20 protein-coding genes are annotated in these 18,528 nt (G+C 36.9%); 14 read left to right on the forward strand and 6 right to left on the reverse strand.

From position 1 onward, the window contains the following. Positions 1 to 171: 171 nt before the first annotated feature. The 5 genes from QNH20_RS08580 (at position 172) to QNH20_RS08600 (ending at position 3,784) form a co-directional block, all read left to right on the forward strand. Positions 172 to 720, forward strand: a complete 549-nt coding sequence (locus tag QNH20_RS08580) for a peroxiredoxin (RefSeq protein WP_283922472.1) — start codon at positions 172 to 174, stop codon at positions 718 to 720. A gap of 67 nt (positions 721 to 787) precedes the next feature. After that, complete coding sequence (locus QNH20_RS08585; RefSeq protein WP_283922473.1) at positions 788 to 1,243, forward strand: TlpA disulfide reductase family protein; 456 nt, start codon at positions 788 to 790, stop codon at positions 1,241 to 1,243. A gap of 187 nt (positions 1,244 to 1,430) precedes the next feature. After that, positions 1,431 to 1,886: an IS200/IS605 family transposase gene (gene tnpA, locus QNH20_RS08590; protein WP_283922369.1), complete on the forward strand. Its 456-nt coding sequence runs from the start codon at positions 1,431 to 1,433 to the stop codon at positions 1,884 to 1,886. 236 nt (positions 1,887 to 2,122) lie between these two features. Continuing rightward, entirely contained in the window at positions 2,123 to 3,037 is a 915-nt protein-coding gene (locus QNH20_RS08595) for a DUF4349 domain-containing protein (RefSeq protein WP_283922474.1), read from the forward strand. An 87-nt stretch (positions 3,038 to 3,124) separates the two neighbouring features. Continuing rightward, the gene (locus tag QNH20_RS08600) at positions 3,125 to 3,784 is read left to right on the forward strand and encodes a potassium channel family protein (protein ID WP_283922475.1); all 660 of its coding nucleotides are present in this window, start codon (positions 3,125 to 3,127) and stop codon (positions 3,782 to 3,784) included. 40 nt (positions 3,785 to 3,824) lie between these two features. Here QNH20_RS08600 and rnjA read toward each other — a convergent pair whose 3' ends face one another. The 3 genes from rnjA to def form a co-directional block, all read right to left on the reverse strand. Beyond that, positions 3,825 to 5,492, reverse strand: a complete 1,668-nt coding sequence (gene rnjA / locus QNH20_RS08605; RefSeq protein WP_283922476.1) for a ribonuclease J1 — start codon at positions 5,490 to 5,492, stop codon at positions 3,825 to 3,827. A 3-nt stretch (positions 5,493 to 5,495) separates the two neighbouring features. Continuing rightward, positions 5,496 to 5,708, reverse strand: a complete 213-nt coding sequence (locus QNH20_RS08610; protein ID WP_283922477.1) for a DNA-dependent RNA polymerase subunit epsilon — start codon at positions 5,706 to 5,708, stop codon at positions 5,496 to 5,498. 460 nt (positions 5,709 to 6,168) lie between these two features. Further along, on the reverse strand, positions 6,169 to 6,723 hold the full coding sequence (gene def, locus QNH20_RS08615) for a peptide deformylase (RefSeq protein ID WP_283922478.1): 555 nt from the start codon (positions 6,721 to 6,723) through the stop codon (positions 6,169 to 6,171). Positions 6,724 to 6,895: 172 nt separating this feature from the next. Here def and QNH20_RS08620 point away from each other — a divergent pair, with 172 nt between their 5' ends. From QNH20_RS08620 to lpdA, 5 genes are all read left to right on the forward strand, one after another. Further along, positions 6,896 to 7,561, forward strand: coding sequence for a YkyA family protein (locus QNH20_RS08620; protein WP_283922479.1), 666 nt, complete (start codon positions 6,896 to 6,898; stop codon positions 7,559 to 7,561). Between the two features lie 489 nt (positions 7,562 to 8,050). After that, positions 8,051 to 9,166, forward strand: a complete 1,116-nt coding sequence (gene pdhA / locus QNH20_RS08625) for a pyruvate dehydrogenase (acetyl-transferring) E1 component subunit alpha (protein WP_283922480.1) — start codon at positions 8,051 to 8,053, stop codon at positions 9,164 to 9,166. 3 nt (positions 9,167 to 9,169) lie between these two features. After that, positions 9,170 to 10,147, forward strand: a complete 978-nt coding sequence (locus tag QNH20_RS08630) for an alpha-ketoacid dehydrogenase subunit beta (protein ID WP_283922481.1) — start codon at positions 9,170 to 9,172, stop codon at positions 10,145 to 10,147. 125 nt (positions 10,148 to 10,272) lie between these two features. Further along, the gene (locus QNH20_RS08635) at positions 10,273 to 11,586 is read left to right on the forward strand and encodes a dihydrolipoamide acetyltransferase family protein (protein WP_283922482.1); all 1,314 of its coding nucleotides are present in this window, start codon (positions 10,273 to 10,275) and stop codon (positions 11,584 to 11,586) included. Between the two features lie 4 nt (positions 11,587 to 11,590). Continuing rightward, complete coding sequence (gene lpdA / locus QNH20_RS08640) at positions 11,591 to 13,006, forward strand: dihydrolipoyl dehydrogenase (protein WP_283922483.1); 1,416 nt, start codon at positions 11,591 to 11,593, stop codon at positions 13,004 to 13,006. A 473-nt stretch (positions 13,007 to 13,479) separates the two neighbouring features. On the opposite strand, the gene QNH20_RS08650 is transcribed toward lpdA, so the two are convergent. Next, entirely contained in the window at positions 13,480 to 13,914 is a 435-nt protein-coding gene (locus QNH20_RS08650; RefSeq protein ID WP_283923375.1) for a DUF1885 family protein, read from the reverse strand. A gap of 161 nt (positions 13,915 to 14,075) precedes the next feature. Between QNH20_RS08650 and QNH20_RS08655 the strand changes: the two genes are divergently transcribed. Continuing rightward, a complete protein-coding gene (locus tag QNH20_RS08655) occupies positions 14,076 to 14,375 on the forward strand; it encodes a DUF3055 domain-containing protein (protein WP_283922485.1) in 300 nt (99 codons plus the stop codon). A gap of 167 nt (positions 14,376 to 14,542) precedes the next feature. Further along, a complete protein-coding gene (locus QNH20_RS08660) occupies positions 14,543 to 14,665 on the forward strand; it encodes a GapA-binding peptide SR1P (protein ID WP_283922486.1) in 123 nt (40 codons plus the stop codon). A 73-nt stretch (positions 14,666 to 14,738) separates the two neighbouring features. On the opposite strand, the gene QNH20_RS08665 is transcribed toward QNH20_RS08660, so the two are convergent. Then, positions 14,739 to 16,211, reverse strand: a complete 1,473-nt coding sequence (locus QNH20_RS08665) for an aminotransferase class I/II-fold pyridoxal phosphate-dependent enzyme (RefSeq protein WP_283922487.1) — start codon at positions 16,209 to 16,211, stop codon at positions 14,739 to 14,741. Positions 16,212 to 16,423: 212 nt separating this feature from the next. Here QNH20_RS08665 and QNH20_RS08670 point away from each other — a divergent pair, with 212 nt between their 5' ends. Both QNH20_RS08670 and QNH20_RS08675 read left to right on the forward strand, forming a co-directional pair. Beyond that, the gene (locus QNH20_RS08670; RefSeq protein ID WP_283922488.1) at positions 16,424 to 17,383 is read left to right on the forward strand and encodes an NAD(P)H-dependent flavin oxidoreductase; all 960 of its coding nucleotides are present in this window, start codon (positions 16,424 to 16,426) and stop codon (positions 17,381 to 17,383) included. A 44-nt stretch (positions 17,384 to 17,427) separates the two neighbouring features. Further along, positions 17,428 to 17,700 (forward strand): UPF0223 family protein, encoded by a 273-nt coding sequence (locus QNH20_RS08675; RefSeq protein ID WP_283922489.1) that lies wholly within the window; start codon positions 17,428 to 17,430, stop codon positions 17,698 to 17,700. 38 nt (positions 17,701 to 17,738) lie between these two features. Here the strand turns inward: QNH20_RS08675 and QNH20_RS08680 are convergent, their stop codons facing one another. Continuing rightward, positions 17,739 to 18,371, reverse strand: coding sequence for a YktB family protein (locus tag QNH20_RS08680; protein ID WP_283922490.1), 633 nt, complete (start codon positions 18,369 to 18,371; stop codon positions 17,739 to 17,741). Between the last annotated feature and the right edge of the window lie 157 nt (positions 18,372 to 18,528).

Genomic DNA, 18,528 nt, shown 5'->3' on the forward strand with positions numbered 1-18,528 from the left:
AAACTGACTTAAAGGGAAATAAATTGTAATTTGAAATTAATATTTATTTAAACTAATTATAATTTAATATTGACTCGAAATTAGATTTGTCCTATAATGAGAATTGTCAAAAGGTTAGCAACTGAGAATTGCTAGTAAATCTTATTAATTAATTTATTTGGAGGGATTATAATGCCAGAACGTATGGTAGGTAAACAAGCTCCACGCTTTGAAATGGAAGCTGTAATGCCAAACAAAGAATTTAAAAAAGTAAGCCTTGAAGAAAACATGAAAAATGATAAATGGACTGTATTGTTCTTCTATCCAATGGACTTTACATTTGTTTGTCCAACTGAAATTACAGCGATGTCCGATCGTTATGAAGAGTTTGAAGATCTAGATGCAGTTGTTATTGGTGCATCAACTGATACCATTCATACGCACCTTGCATGGATTAAAACAGATCGTAAAGAAAACGGTCTTGGCGAATTAAACTATCCACTAGCAGCAGATACTAACCATGTTGTTGCTCGTGATTATGGCGTGTTAATTGAAGAAGAAGGTATTGCTCTTCGCGGCCTTTTCATCATCGATCCAGAAGGTGAATTAAAATATTCTGTTGTAAACCACAACAATATCGGCCGTGATGTAGATGAAACTTTACGTGTTCTTCAAGCATTACAAACTGGCGGTCTTTGCCCTGCAAACTGGAAGCCAGGACAATCAACATTAAACGTATAATTTATCTTAACATGATAGACCTAACCTTACATAAGTGTTAGGTCTATTTTAAAATAGGGGGCTTAACATGAAATTACGCGAACCAATGCCAGAGCTAACCGGGGCGACTGAATGGTTAAACGGTCAAGTAACAAGAGATGAATTAATCGGCGAAAAACCAACATTAATTCATTTTTGGTCAATTAGCTGTCATCTGTGTAAGGAAGCGATGCCGCAAGTAAATCAATTCCGTGATGATTTTAAAGAGAAATTAAACGTGGTCGCGGTTCATATGCCACGATCTGAAAATGATTTAAATCTTGAAGAAATTAAGAAAGTGGCAGCAGAACATGAGATCACACAGCCAATCTTTGTGGACAGTGAGCATAAGCTAACAGAAATCTTTGAAAATCAATATGTTCCTGCCTATTATGTATTCGATCGTGAAGGCAAGCTCCGTCATTTTCAAGCCGGTGGAAGCGGGATGAAAATGCTTGAGAAACGCGTCAATCGTGTTTTAGATGAATTGGAAAAAACTGAATAAGATTGACAAAGGGAAAACTGTTCGTTGAATATCAACGGGCAGTTTTTTTATTATGCTTTTAAAACCACACGCTCTGCGTGTGTGCAAACGAAACTTCAAGAGTTGTATTAGAAGAGAAAAAATCTCCAATCGTTATAATAGAAGATGGCCGTCAAACCAACTTCAATAACGAGAGGAGATCATGCTCATGTCGAGCGACAATAGTTTATCACATACAAGATGGAATTGTAAGTATCACATCGTGTTCATCCCAAAATATAGAAGGAAAATTATTTATGGGAAACTAAGAAAGGAAATAGGTGCGATTCTAAGAAGACTATGTGAAATGAAAGATGTAGAAATTATTGAAGCACATGCAATGCCAGACCATATTCACATGTTAGTCAAAATACCACCGAAAATGTCAGTTTCGTATTTCATGGGATATTTAAAGGGAAAGAGTTCCTTGATGATCCATGATAGACATGCAAATTTAAAATACAATTATGGTAATCGAACATTTTGGGCAAAAGGATATTATGTAAGTACAGTTGGATTAAATGAAAAAACGATAGCAAAGTATATTCGGGAACAGGAAGCAGAGGATCGTTTGCGCGACAACATGAGCAAGCGAGAATACGTTGATCCATTTAAAGATAAATAGTGGAGATAAACGGTTGACGGTCAATTAAGAGGCCCCTTCAGGGGCTTTGTTGGTAAAGTGCCCTTATAGGGCGAAATTAAAACCGCCCGTTTTACGGGCGGATACTTACTTGGCCTTTTTCCGTGTTAATCAATATTTTAGTATTTTGTAACCTTGCTTTCGATTTATCGTCCGTATTAGTAATAAGTGTATCTTTCGGATAGTAACTATTAGAGAAAAAGAAGGGGTGTTTGAGATTGATAAAACAATTAAAGGTATTTCTTGTTTTTATTATTGCGATAATGCTTGGGTTAGCCGGGTGCAGTTCGAATAGTAAAAGTGACAGTACAAAAATGAATGTAGGAAGTAAAACGGAAAGGGACTCATCTAAGGCTGGCGGTGGAGACCAAGCGGCTTTATTCTCTAATGGAAAGGATAAGGATGAGAAAACATCAGATACCGCAAATATTGAGATACCAAACCAGATGGTCATCTATAAGGCTGACCTGCAGCTGCGCGTTAAAAAATTTGATCAAACTGTCAGAAGTTTAGAAGAAAAAGCCCAAAAATATGGGGGCTATATAGCTGAATCCACTGTGACAAAAGAGGGGAAAGAACAATTGAGTGGAAGTCTGACAATAAGAGTACCGCAAAAGCATTTCCAAAACTTTTTGCATGAAGCTGAAGGGCAAGCAGCTGAGGTGCTGCAGAGGAATATTACAGGGCAGGATGTAACAGAGGAATATGTTGACCTTGAATCAAGATTAAAATCTAAAAAGGTTGTTGAGGAGAGGCTGATGACCTTTATGAACAGCGCAGCAAAAACAGAGGATTTATTAAAAATTTCTGCGGATTTAGCGGCTGTTCAAGAAGAAATAGAGACGATTCAAGGAAAAATGAAGTTTTTAGAAAACCAAACATCTCTATCGACTGTAAATATTACCCTTTATGAAAATAAGGTTATTGTTCCGGATATTGATCAAGACAAACTAAATACTTGGGAGAAAACAAAAAAACAATTTATGAAAAGCACCAATATGTTATTGGCGGGCCTATCAGGATTAGTTGTATTTATTATTGGTAACATTCCACTAATTGGAGTTTTGTTAATCGTTTGTTTTCTCTTCCTCTTCTACTATAAAAAAAGGAAAAATAGAAATAGTCAGGATTAAGAGGGGATAACTCGTTATATATAAAATTGGTGAAGAATGCTAAAATAAACCTATATTAAGATCATTGTTTTTATCGGAGGAGTTATTATGAAGAAGAGTTTTGCAGTAATAGGGCTTGGTCGGTTTGGTGGAAGTATTTGTCGTACTCTAACCGATGAAGGGATGGAAGTGTTAGGTATTGATGTAAATGAAGAACGTGTAAATGAATATGCCATGATTGCTTCCCATGCGGTAGTTGGTGATTCAACAGATGAAAATGTCTTGAAAAGTTTAGGAATTCGTAATTTCGACCATGTGATTGTCGCGATTGGCGATGATATTCAGGCAAGTATACTCACAACTCTTATTCTAAAGGAATTAGGGGTAGCTTGTATTACAGCAAAGGCTCAAAATGATTATCACGAAAAAGTTCTTCGGAAAATTGGCGCCGATCATGTTGTTCACCCTGAAAGAGATATGGGGAAACGGATTGCCAACAATATGGCTTCAAGTAATGTGGTTGACTATTTAGAACTTTCTGCTGAGCATAGTATTGTAGAAATAGTTGCAAACGCAAGACTAGGCGGACGTACTATAATGGATATGGATATTCGTAAAAAATATGGGTTGAATATTGTAGCCATTAAAAGAGGAGAAGAAATTATTGTTTCTCCACAAGCGAAAGAAATCCTTTATGTAAATGATGTTTTAATTGTGATTGGAAACGATAGCGATATCGACAGATTCGAAAGAAAAGTCTTAGAATAAAAAACGGAAGTGCCTAAAATAAGGCGCTTCCGTTTTTTTATTATACTTCCATGATTATTGGTAATATCATAGGTCTTCGTTTTGTTTTTTCATATAGGAATGGGGCTAATGTATCTGTGATTTCATTCTTTATTTCAGACCATTGACTTGTCTTTCTTTCCATTATCTTATTTAAGTGTTTGGTTATTAGATTCTGAGCATCATTGATTAAATCACCAGATTCTCTCATATAAACAAATCCTCGAGAAATGAGGTCTGGGCCTGAAGCAATTTTAAATTCTTTCATATTAATACTAACAACTACGACAACTAAACCTTCCTCTGAAAGAATTCTACGATCCCTTAATACAATATTTCCAATGTCTCCTACACCACTGCCATCAATATAGACGGAACCAGATGGAATCTTTCCAGCTACCTGTGCAGTTTGATCGGAGAGTGCTAAAACTTCGCCATTGTCCATAATAAAACAATTATCTTCCTCAACTCCACAATCGACAGCAAGCTTAGCATGCATTTTTTGCATACGATATTCACCGTGGATTGGCATAAAAAATTTCGGTTTAATTAACCTGAGCATTAACTTTTGCTCTTCCTGTCCGCCGTGTCCGGAAGTATGGATATTACTTAATTTCCCGTGGATTACTTCCGCACCTGCTCGATATAGCAGATTAATCGTTCTGCTGACACTTATAGTATTTCCTGGAATCGGTGAGGATGAAAATACGACAGTATCTCCAGGATTAATTTGAATTTGTCTATGTGTCCCATTGGCAATTCGAGATAGAGCAGCCATAGGTTCCCCCTGACTGCCTGTACATAGAATCGTGACTTTATCAGCAGGCAATCGGTTAATTTGATTTGCCTCAATAAATGTTTCTTTTGGTGCGTTAATATAGCCTAATTCAAGCCCAATATTGATAGCGGCTTCCATGCTTCTGCCAAAAACAGCAACTTTCCTTCCGTTTACCACAGCTGCCTCAACTACTTGCTGCAGTCTGTGAATATTAGATGCAAAGGTAGCAAAAATTACACGCCCATCAACTTTCCTAAAAATATCATGTATGCTTTCACCAACCCGACGTTCGGACATCGTAAAATCAGGTATTTCACTATTTGTACTATCTGAAAGTAAACATAAAACGCCTTCTTTTCCGATTTCCGCCATTTTGGTTAAATTGGCAGGCTCACCTACAGGGGTAAAATCAAATTTAAAATCACCTGTATGGACGATTTGACCAGGAGGTGTTTTCACGACAATCCCATAGGAATCAGGAATACTATGGGTTGTTCGGAAAAAAGTAACTGATGTTTTGCGGAATTTGATAACATCGTCTTCCTTAATTTCAATCAGTTTAGCATTTCTTAATAAACCGTGTTCTTCTAATTTATTTTTAATTAATCCAAGCGCCAGTTTTCCCCCGTAGATAGGGATATTAATCTCACGAAGTAAATAAGGGATACCGCCAATGTGGTCTTCATGTCCGTGTGTGACAAATAAACCTTTAATCTTTTCTTCATTTTTAACTAAATAAGTGTAATCAGGTATAACATAATCAATACCTAATAATTCATCCTCAGGGAATTTTATTCCGGCATCGATTAATATAATTTCATCCTGGAACTGAACTGCATACGTGTTTTTGCCAATTTCACCTAAACCACCTAGGGCAAAAACAGCAGTTTGATCATTTTTTACAAATTTCATAAATTATCCAATCTCCAATACTTTATAGTCTTCATTTTGTTGTTCATATTCTAAATATGCTCCTTTTACTTCTTGTACAAATTCAACATTAAAACCGCGGTCGGCAATTTTGGTGCGAACATCCCTTACCGATTCTCCTTTTATAAAAAGGGTTTTTGTGTTTTCTCTTACTGGGACTTCTTTAATACTTTCTTGATAATATACTTTATATATCATGACAGAATCGCTCCTTATTAAATCATAACTTTTTCTATTATATAAAATATTTTCATCTTTTTCATTTATTTTCTTTTTGCAGCCTTGGGACCAACGAAGAAAAGTATGTAAAAAACAATCTGTTTTTACAATTTACAATAACGAAGGAGCCCTTCGCAAGTTTGAAGGGCCCTAAAAAAAATTTAGGCAATGGATTTTTTTCGCAGCAAATCTTTCCACTGTTTTAAGAGCTTTTTCCTTAGCTTCTTTAACATAGTGGATCATCTCCTTACCTCTTATTTTATACGAACCTTGTCCAAAGTAAAGCTAGCAATGGTAGATAATTGAAATTTTTATGAAATAAATGTTTTTTTTATACTATTATATGATGAAAATGCTTATTTTTTCATGGTTAAACATGGAATTATTTTGAAACTTTTCATTTAAGAAAAAACACTAGCCTTATAAAAAGGCCAGTGTTTTACCTTTCAATAGCTATTGCACCTTCAATCGGCTTAAATGGATCCTGCTTATCAATATAGTCATAAAACATGACTCCATTTAAATGGTCGATTTCGTGTTGAAAACAAATGGCGGGAAGCCCCTTTAATCGAAGTTTTACCTCTTCACCGGCAAGATTTGTTCCCTTTACAGTGATCCTTGCATGCCTTGGTACGAAACCAGGAATAGCTTCATCCACTGAAAGACAGCCCTCGCCTGCTTGTAAATACGACTTTTCTACGGAGTGGCTGATAATTTTGGGGTTAAATAAAGCATGGCTATAAAGATTTCCTTTGTCATCAGTAAGATGTACAGCAATCATCCGTTTGGAAACATTAATCTGCGGGGCAGCTAAACCAATTCCCGGACGTAAACTATATTGAGATGCGATTTCGACATGTTGGCTATTAATAACGTATTCTAAAAGGCTGGATAATATTTGTTTATCTTCTTCTGATGGCGGCATGGTGACTTCTGCAGCCTCTTTTCTAAGGGTGGGATGGCCATCTCGGATAATATCCTCCATCGTTAACATGAACTTTCACTCCTGTGTTCCATAATGTTATTAGCAATCACTAGTCTATCAAACATTTGACAAAATGTTAATAAAGGATTGTTTGAACCTCCATGCTTTTTTGCTCATCTGTATTGTCAAACAAACGAAGTATAGATATAGTTAGAAGTGGAAACAGTTAGGAGGTTTCAAAGTGTTATTCAAAGGTAAAAGCAGCTATTTACTAACTATTATATTTATTTCAATGATAATTTTAGCAGGATGTGTTGGAAAAAAGACCACTGTTGAGAAGATGTATGATGTTTTAGAGAATGTTGTAGCAAAAGAAAAGGCTTTTGAAGAACAACAGGATCCACTCGTTACATTAGAAAAGAAAGAAAAGGAAATTTATGACCAAATAATTGAACTTGGTATGAAAGAATATGACCAGATCGTCAAACTTTCCGATGAAGCGATTCTCTTAACAGATCAAAGAAAAAAACATATGGAAAAAGAAACAAAGAGCTTAAAAGAATCTGAGCAGGAATTTAAGAAAGCTGAAGATCTAAAAGATAAATTAGATGACCCTGAACTTAAAAAGATAGCAAATGAATTATCCGATATCATGAAGCAAAGGTATGAAGCGCATGATTGGTTATACAAAGAATATTCTAATGCTTTAGAATATGATAAAGAATTATATGTTATGTTCAAAAATAAAAACCTCTCTCTAGAAGACCTTGAAGCACAAGTAAATAAACTAAATGATACATATAAACAGGTTGATGATGCTAATAAGAAGTTTAATGAGCTAACAGAACTATACAATGATAAAAAGCTGTCATTTTATAAAAAGGCAGGGCTGAAATCGAAAAAATAGCGTCCCCACATTGAAATCGGCTGAAGTCAGCCGATTTTTTCTATGTTATAACAAAAGTAATAATGGTGGAATTTTATATAACAGTTTTAAAATATTAGTAGTACAGATTGTTTATTTAAAAATAATGTATTTAATGTGTTTATGTTGAAAAATATTGATACTTAGTATTTGACGCGCGTAAATTATTGATGTAAACTCATAAATGGGTAGAGAAATTGTATTAATGATGTTACATAAAAAAGTAATACAGAATAAGATATTGATGTGATAAGGTTTTATTGTCTTATCTTTTCTGTGGGAAACCTTGGAATGGTACTTTAAAAACTATATCAGCAAAATCCTATGTAATATCAAATGTTTATTCAAACACCCTCATTAAAAAAATGACGGTTATCTCCATCTTGCTTTTAATCGTGTGGTTTTTGGGTAATCTAACTAAGTGGATTTTATTTTTAAATTAAGCTCTGAATAGAAAGGAAGAGGTGCAAAATGGCTTCTAAACTTAAGAACGCCCAGCTTGATGCGAACAAAGTACTCGAGACTGTAGAAGATCAATTTCAAACGCTTCAAATTTTGAATGAACAAGGTGAGGTTGTTAATGAAGCAGCAATGCCTGACCTAACGGATGAACAATTACAGGAATTAATGAGCCGCATGGTTTATACAAGAATTCTTGATCAGCGCTCTATTTCATTAAACCGTCAAGGAAGATTAGGCTTCTATGCCCCAACAGCTGGACAGGAAGCGTCTCAATTAGCTTCCCAGTTTGCCCTTGAAAAAGAAGATTTTATTTTGCCGGGATATCGTGATGTTCCGCAAATTGTTTGGCACGGATTACCATTATCCCAAGCATTTTTATGGTCAAGAGGACATTTACAAGGTGGACAGATTCCTGATGGAGTTAATATTGCGATTCCTCAAATCATTATCGGTGCCCAGTACGTTCAAACTGCTGGTGTTGCACTGGGAATGAAAAAACGTGGAGCAAAATCCGTTGCTATTACGTATACAGGAGACGGTGGAACTTCTCAAGGGGATTTCTATGAAGGAATTAACTTTGCGGGTGCATTCAAAGCTCCAGCTATCTTTATTATTCAAAATAACCGTTTTGCTATCTCTACTCCACGTGAAAAACAAACAGCGGCCAAAACACTTGCTCAAAAGGCTGTAGCAGCGGGAATCCCAGGGATCGTAGTTGATGGTATGGATCCGTTAGCTGTTTATGCTGCAACCCGTGATGCCCGTGAACGTGCCGTTAATGGTGAAGGTCCAACTCTTATAGAAACGTTAACTTACCGTTATGGACCACATACAATGGCTGGAGATGACCCAACTCGTTATCGGACAGCTGACCTTGACAATGAATGGGAAAAGAAAGATCCATTAGTCCGTTTCCGTAAATTCCTTGAAAACAAAGGGCTTTGGAGTGAAGAAAAAGAAAACGAAGTGATTGAAAAAGCAAAAGAGGATATTAAAGAAGCTATTAAGAAAGCTGATGCAGCGCCTAAACAAAAGGTGACAGATTTAATCTCAATTATGCATGAAGATATGCCTTATAACTTAAAAGAGCAATTTGAAATATATAGTGAAAAGGAGTCGAAGTAAACCATGGCTCAAATGACAATGATTCAAGCAATTACAGATGCATTACGCACGGAATTGCGTAATGATCCGAATGTGTTAGTTTTCGGTGAAGACGTAGGTGTAAACGGTGGTGTATTCCGTGCAACTGAAGGGTTACAAAACGAATTTGGTGAAGATCGTGTTTTTGACACACCACTAGCTGAATCAGGGATTGGCGGATTAGCAGTTGGTCTTAGTTTACAAGGCTTTCGTCCTGTTCCAGAAATTCAATTCTTCGGTTTTGTTTATGAGGTAATGGACTCTATTTCTGGTCAAGCAGCGCGTCTTCGCTATCGTACTGGAGGTAAATTTAATGCTCCGGTGACATTTCGTTCGCCTTTTGGAGGCGGCGTACATACACCAGATATGCACGCGGACAGCTTAGAAGGTCTTATGGCTCAACAGCCTGGAGTAAAAGTAGTTATTCCATCAACACCATATGATGCAAAAGGACTGCTCATTTCATCCATCCGAGATAATGATCCAGTTATATTTCTAGAGCATATGAAGTTATACCGTTCTTTCCGCCAAGAAGTTCCTGAAGGCGAATATACAATTCCACTTGGGAAAGCAGAAGTAAAACGTGAAGGAACCGATGTTTCTATTATTACTTATGGTGCAATGGTTCACGAGTCATTGAAAGCTGCAGAAGAACTTGAGAAAGAAGGTTTTTCTGCTGAAGTTATTGACTTACGAACAGTTAGTCCAATTGATATTGAAACAATTATTGCGTCTGTTGAGAAAACAGGGCGTGCAATTGTAGTTCAAGAAGCACAAAAACAAGCTGGTATTGCAGCAAACGTTGTTGCGGAAATTAACGATCGAGCTATTTTAAGCTTGGAAGCACCAGTATTACGTGTGGCAGCTCCAGACACTATTTTTGCTTTTCCACAAGCTGAATCTGTGTGGCTGCCAAACTATAAAGATGTAATTGAAACAGCTAAAAAGGTATTAACGTTCTAAAAATCTATCGCTTCGGAAATTTTCTTGCGGAGCTGGATTAGTAATATGGGAAAAGGATGTTCTTTTCCCACTTTCATCTTAGCAAAATAGGCTAAAATACACGAAAAAATAGGAGATGAATCTCAGTGCCATTTCAATTTAAAATGCCTGACATCGGTGAAGGTATTCACGAAGGGGAAATTGTCAAATGGTTCATCAAACCAGGCGATAAAGTCCAAGAAGATGACGTCCTTTGTGAAATTCAAAATGATAAAGCAGTTGTAGAAATTCCTTCGCCTGTAGAAGGAACTGTATTAGACGTTTTAGTGGGAGAAGGGACAGTTGCAACAGTTGGTCAGGTCCTCGTTACATTTGACGCTCCTGGATATGAAAACTTACAATTTAAAGGCGACGATCATGCTGAAGAGCCTAAACAAGAAGAAAAAGCACCAGCACCGGAAGCGAGCCAAGAGGCAGCACCTGCTGCAGCAAACATAGAAACTGCCCAACAAGTGGATGTTGATCCAAACAGACGAATTATCGCAATGCCGTCTGTTCGTAAATATGCGCGTGAAAAGGGTATTAATATTCATTTAGTTGCAGGTACTGGTAATAATGGCCGTATTCTAAAGAGTGATATTGATACATTTATTAGTGGAGGGGCACAAGCAGTACCACAAGCACCAACTACAGCTGCTGTGGAAGCTGGAGCAGCAATACCTGCAGCACCACAAGCTGCAGCCGTTCCACAAGGTGAATACCCTGAAACACGTGAGAAAATGAGCGGTATTCGCAAAGCAATTGCGAAAGCTATGGTTAACTCTAAACATACGGCACCACACGTAACTTTAATGGATGAGGTTGATGTAACGAAACTTGTTACACATCGTAAGAAATTTAAAGAAGTGGCTGCAGCAAAAGGCATTAAGCTTACATTCTTACCATATATCGTAAAAGCATTAACAAGTGCATTACGTGAATTCCCAGCATTAAATACATCACTTGATGATGCAACAAGTGAAATAATTCATAAGCATTACTACAACATTGGGATTGCAGCAGATACAGAAAAAGGCCTATTAGTACCAGTTGTAAAAGATGCTGATCGTAAATCAGTCTTCTCTATTTCAAATGAAATTAATGAACTGGCTGCAAAAGCTCGAGATGGCAAACTTGCCCCTAATGAAATGAAAGGTGCATCTTGCACAATTTCAAACATTGGTTCTGCGGGAGGTCAATGGTTTACTCCTGTTATTAACCATCCGGAAGTTGCTATTTTAGGTGTTGGCCGTATTGCTGAAAAACCAATCGTTAGAAACGGTGAAATTGTTGCTGCACCTGTTTTAGCACTTTCTTTAAGCTTTGACCACCGCATGATTGATGGTGCAACAGCACAAAATGCTTTAAATCATATTAAACGTTTATTGAACGATCCAGAACTATTGTTAATGGAGGCGTAATATTATGGTCGTTGGAGATTTCCCAATAGAAACAGATACTATAGTAATTGGTGCGGGCCCTGGCGGATATGTCGCAGCGATTCGTGCTGCACAGCTTGGACAAAAAGTAACAATTGTTGAAAAGGAATATGTTGGGGGCGTATGTTTAAATGTAGGATGTATTCCTTCTAAAGCATTGATCTCAGCAGGTCACCGTTACGAAACAGCGCTTCATTCTGAGTCATTCGGAATTACAGCGGAAAATGTAAAAGTCGATTTTTCAAAGGTTCAAGAATTTAAAGCAGGAATCGTGAAAAAATTAACTGGCGGTGTGGAAGGTTTATTAAAAGGAAATAAAGTAAATATTGTGCGCGGTGAAGCATATTTCGTGGATGCTAATACACTTCGTGTAATGGATGATAATTCAGCACAAACCTATACCTTTAAAAATGCTATTATTGCGACTGGTTCTCGTCCAATTGAACTTCCTGCCTTTAAATATTCAAAACGAGTGCTAAATTCAACTGGTGCCCTTAACTTAAGTGAAATTCCTAAAAAAATCGTTGTCATTGGCGGCGGAGTAATTGGAATCGAACTAGGCGGTGCATACGCAAACTTTGGAAGCCAAGTAACAATCCTAGAAGGTGCAGAAGAAATATTAGGTCTTGGCGTTTTCGATAAACAAATGGCTGCCCTTGTGAAGCGTACCATGAAGAAAAAAGGTGCTGAATTCTATACAAAAGCATTAGCTAAAGGTGTAGAAGAAACTGAAAACGGTGTTGTTGTAACATTTGAAACAAAAGGCGAAGAGAAGAAAATCGAAGCTGACTACGTCTTTGTCATGGTTGGACGCCGTCCGAATACGGATGAAATGGGCTTAGAACAAGTAGGTGTAAAACTAAGTGATCGCGGTCTTGTTGAAATCGACAAACAATGCCGAACTAATATTAGTAATATTTACGCCATTGGTGATGTTGTTCAAGGACCGCAATTAGCGCACAAGGCATCATATGAAGCTAAAATTGCTGCTGAGGCAATTGCTGGTCATACTTCTGAAATTGATTATTTAGGAATTCCTGCTGTTGTTTTCTCAGAACCTGAGCTGGCTTCAGTTGGATATACAGAAGCACAAGCAAAAGAAGAAGGTATTAACGTGAATGCTGCTAAATTCCCATTTGCAGCAAATGGACGTGCCCTATCACTTGATAGCGGTGATGGTTTCCTTAAATTGATTACCCGTAAAGAAGACGGCCTTGTGATTGGAGCGCAGATTGCCGGCGCAAGTGCGTCAGATATGATTGCTGAGTTAGGCTTAGCGATTGAAGCAGGAATGACAGCTGAGGATTTAGCTATGACAATCCATGCCCATCCTACACTTGGTGAAATTACAATGGAAGCAGCTGAAGTTGCACTTGGAACCCCAATCCATATCATAAAATAAGAAAAAATAAAAGTCCTTTTCGTATAAATCGAAAAGGACTTTATTTTTTTGCAACGAATTATTAAGGTAACCAAGTAAGTAAATAAATTCTAAAAATACCCAAAGTCATTTGAAAATGGAAAATATCTCTTACTATTAGTACATATACTTATAACACTAGATGTCTTTGTTCTTTCTTAAGATCAATGGATTTTGAGTGGTGATAAATATGAGGGTCTATGTTGTCATAGTATTGCAGTTTATTATTTGGAGTGGGTTTACACTTATAGAGTGGATATCAAAGCATGACCAACTCATTTATAAAGTTATTATGTTTTTTGTGTTTTTTTATTTGGCATTTTTAATCGGAAACGAAGTAACAAAATCAAAGCGGAAAACACTCTTTATTACCGTACTTAGTTTAGTTATTTATTCTTCGATTCACTATACAATGGCCCAATTTATGCATTAAAAAAGGCTCCGAAACGGAGCCCTTACTTTCTTGGATTGAAATACATAATTCTTTCATTAAAGAGGTGAAGCTCTCCTTGGAGTTTTTTAGCAAGGAATTTACAAAATTCATTTGCCTTTCCTTTATCACCGTAAGTAGATTGTTCAGGGAGTGTGATTTGTATGTATACCTGCTCGCTTTCAGCCCCGTCTTCACTGCGAACTGTTTCTGTATCAACACCTATTAAAATTTTATAATAGCGTTCATGGTCAGAATGTAAATAAAACCACTTTCCTTTACCTTCTTCTGTTTCTTTAATTTCATAAGGAAAGGCAGAATCATCATATTGCCAATTCAATTGGTCGCCAGTTTTAGCAGTAATATTTTTATAGTAATGAAATAATTCCTTTAACTCTTCAATTGTCACCGTTTGTTTAGCAGATGAGGGCACAAGCTTAATATATGCGTTTACAGCCATCATCATTCCCCCCCTATCACTCCATTATATGCAATTCTATTCTAGCATTGATTAAAAAGTATTGACAACATTTACAAAAATAAAATCGCCAGTTTTCTTGTTATTATTCACAAAAATAATTATAATAATATTCAAAATATTAAAAGAATAGGAGTGACCTTATGGAAATATTTGATAAGCTCTATGATGAGCACGAAAATGCAAAAGTAAGATTTATTGGATTTACCACGGAAGATACACGGTATGACTTTGGGATAATTTACACGAATTTGTTTTTTGGAAAACCACTTGTTGTCTGCATGCAAACAGGCCGTTCATCGCTCCTCGACCCTAAAGATGTTGAAGATATTGATTACCTTCAAACAATGTTCCGTATCTCAGATAAACAACAGGCAGCAAATATAGCTGAATTTTTTAGTATTACACTTCCGTCTATTCCTTTTGTCACACAATATGATTAATTATTTATGAAAAGGGCCTGAAAGGTGGCCTTTTTTTGTTATTATTTTTTAAATGTGACATACAATTTGGGCTTGAAATTTATAATGTGATATATTATTATTGTATTAGAGATATTTAAACGCTTTCAAAATCATGATCATTCAATTAAGAAAAGGGGATTGAACAAATGGGTACTCTCGTATGCCAAACTTGTAACTCTACTATTGATCATTTTGAAGATGAAAAAGTTACAGTACTTTACTCAAAGTGCAATTGTTGCGATGACCTTCATATTCACGATGAAGAATAAATAATTTGGAACAATCTTATAAAATGAGAAACAGGATTCCGCAGCCGGAATCCTGTTTTTTTGGGATTAAACATTATTTAATTGCCTTGTATTCCTTTATGACGTGTATCGTTTTAATTTCATCATCTTCTGGGCCTTGTACGGGTAGACCCGCCTCGAGGTTTTCATGAATGTAATGAAGGTTTTCCTTTGTAATAATTTCCCCAGGAATAAAAATCGGAATTCCGGGAGGGTAAACCATTACAAATTCAGCAATAATTCTGCCTTCTGATTCTTCAAAAGGAATCACTTCCGTTTCGGCATAAAAAGCATCTCTCGGTGTTAGAGCAAGCACTGGAATCTCAGGCAGGAGAACCTCAACAGGTTCAATCTTTCCTGAACGATGTTCACATTCAAATGCAAGCTCTTTTAACGCAGTTACTAAAAGGTTAGCTTCAACTTCCGTATCACCGAGTGTGATAATACAAAGGATGTTATATAGGTCTGATAATTCTACTTCTATATTATGTTTTTCTCTTAGCCACTTTTCTACCTCATACCCGGTTAAACCAAGCTCTTTTACAGAAATAATTAGTTTTGTTGGGTCATAATCAAAAGTAGCTTTTGAACCTAATATTTCCTCCCCAACGCAACGGATATGATCGATTTCATTGATTCTTGCTCGAATGGACTGTGCTAATTGAATGGTTCTATCAATTAAGTCCTTTCCTTTAGTTGCTAACTGCTTTCGGGCAACATCTAAAGAGGCTAAAAGTAAATAAGATGTGGACGTTGTTGTAAGCATGCTTAAAATCGATTGAACATGTTTTGCAGATACGAGTCCCTCTTTCACATTAAGAATGGAGCTCTGTGTCATAGATCCGCCCAGCTTATGGACACTTGTGGCTGCCATATCAGCACCGGCTTGCATAGCAGACAGTGGAAGCCCATCATGAAAATGAATATGGACACCATGGGCCTCATCAACAAGAACAGGAACATGATATGAGTGAGCAATTTCAACAATTTTTTTCAAATCTGCTGAGATCCCAAAGTAGGTAGGGTTAATGACTAAAACCCCTTTTGCATCAGGATGCTGCTCAAGTGCCTTTTCGACTGCATCTGTACTAATACCATGGGAAATCCCTAATTCTCTATCAATTTCAGGATGAATAAAGACTGGGATTGCTCCGGAAAAGACAATCGCCGACATAACCGATTTATGAACGTTTCTTGGTACGATGATTTTATCTCCAGGTCCACAAACAGCCATTACCATTGTCATAATAGCACCGCTTGTACCCTGAACTGAAAAGAAGGTATGATCAGCATTGAAAGCTTCAGCTGCTAAATCCTGCGCCTGTTTAATTATTGCCTTTGGATGATGAAGATCATCAAGCGGACCAATATTAATTAAGTCGATCGAAAGGGCATTATTACCAATAAACTCGCGAAATTCCGGGTCAATTCCTGCTCCCTTTTTATGACCAGGAATATGGAATTGAATCGGATTTTTTTTTGCATGCTCTACTAAACCGCTAAATAACGGTGTTTGATTTTGTGACAATTATTAACACACCTCTTTATGAAAAAATACTCGCTTATCATGGTCATTAATTACATAAAACAATGGAATTATAGCACTATTCAACGTGGTTGCATAGAATTTCTTTTAGGTTTTTTTGTTTTTATTTTGCTCAAGTTAGTTTCCCAAAAAGACAGGAAATTTAACCTCGTTAGACGAAATAACAAATTAATATATTTTAAGGAGGGATTCACTTGAATTGGAATACACGAGTTACAGAGGTACTTAATATTCGTTATCCGATTATACAAGGCGGGCTTGCCTATTTAGCTTATTCTGAATTAGCGGCAGCTGTTTCAAACGCAGGAGGTCTAGGACAAATTACAGCTATGTCATTAGGTAGTCCAGAAGAGCTTAGAGAGGAAATTCGAAAAGTAAAACAACTAACAAACAAATCGTTTGGGGTTAATTTTGCGATTGGGCAGCATGGGAGGCCATTCGCTGACTTTCTCCAGGTTTCAATTGATGAAAGAGTCCCTGTTATCTCGATGACGGGAGGAAACCCTGCACCGATTTTTGAACAGTTAAAAGGGACATCGATAAAAACACTCGTCCTAGTTGCAGCAAGACGACAGGCGATGAAGGCAGAACAGCTTGGTGCGGATGCGGTAATGGTTGTGGGACAGGAAGGGGGAGGTCATCTTGGCAGAGATGATATTGGTACCATGGTGTTAATCCCTCAAGTAGTGGATGCTGTTTCCGTTCCTGTCATTGCTTCAGGCGGGCTCGGTGATGGCAGGGGTTTGATGGCAGCATTATGTTTAGGTGCTGAAGGGATTGAAATGGGAACGAGATTTATTGCCACAAAGGAATGTGTTCATGCCCACGAAGTGTACAAACAAAGGCTAGTAGAAGGAACGGAGTTAGATACGGTGGTAATCAAGAGAACACTAGGAGCTCCCGCAAGAGCAATTGCAAACACCTGGACAGAGAAAATCCTTGAGATTGAAAGAAATAATGGTGATTATAACCAATTAAGGGATTTTATTAGTGGAACGGCGAATAAACGTTACATTTATGATGGCGATCCTAATGAAGGATTTGCATGGGCAGGCCAGGTGATGGGTCTTATTAAGGATATACCAACTGTTGCAGAACTTTTTGAACGGATGATTCAAGATGCAGAACAAATTCGTGCAAAATGGGGAAAATAAAGGTATCATTCACTTAAGATGAAAATAGTAAGCAGGTGAAATATATGGAGTATCAATATCCGATTGATTACAACTGGTCAACAGATGAAATTATCGATGTCGTTAAATTTTTTGAAGCAATTGAAAAGGCATATGAAAAGGGAATAGAACGAGAAGAGGTTATGAAGGCCTACCGACGGTTTAAAGAAATCGTCCCGAGCAAAGCTGAAGAAAAAACCATTTGTGGTGAATTCGAAGAAATGAGCGGATATTCGTCGTATCGAACAATCCAAAAGGCAAAAGAAGCTGTTGCAGGCGACAAAATCATCATGAAATAATAGAAAAAACTCCCGAAAAATTGAATCGGGAGTTTTTTCTATTTAATATTTTGAGCAATTTTATATAGTGGAGCTACTCTATTAAATACATCTTCAATTTGCTCTACTAAACCTTCAGTACCCAATTGGATCGTCTTATCCCGATCTATGGTATATCCACATAATAATTCTGCCTTTTTAACGTTTTGCAGCCTCGTAAAGTTTGAAAGCAGGTCATTCTTAGACAACTCACCATGCGTAATTGTATCTGGCTTTGTATGATCTATTGACCAGGCAAACTCTTTTGGAATTTCTTTATATATTTTAGCTGCCTTTTTTGTAAATCTTGCTCCTATGACCTCTTTTTGTGGTGCTTCATAAATAACGGCAAACCAAATAAATAAATGGGTGTTCCACAAGCCAATTTGAAAATGTGGAAGCATTTTATAGCCGCGAGGATTATTAGCAAATGCCACCCATGTATCCTTTGGCGGATTTATCGTTCGTCTTGCATGCTTTGCCACATGAACAAACATTTCATCGCTTGTTAAAGCGGATAAGGTATGCGCAAAGTAATCTCCTAAACCTTCTAATTTTGGCCGGATTGTGCTTTTAATTGCCTCCATTCTTGCCTCTAGACCATTTATTAAAAAAACATCAAAATCTTCATTTGTAAATCCAGTGAAATCCATTGAGATACCCCCACCAAGCTATTTGTCACTAATTGTAGCATATTGGCGAGACTACAAGAAGTTTGTTGCTTAATTAGGTAAAAGCACATATTTGTTGCAACACATCGAGATGCCTCATATTATACATAAAAAAACAATTCAAAAAAATTAGTTAAAT

Source organism: Neobacillus sp. WH10 (assembly GCF_030123405.1).
GTDB lineage: Bacteria > Bacillota > Bacilli > Bacillales > Cytobacillaceae > Neobacillus.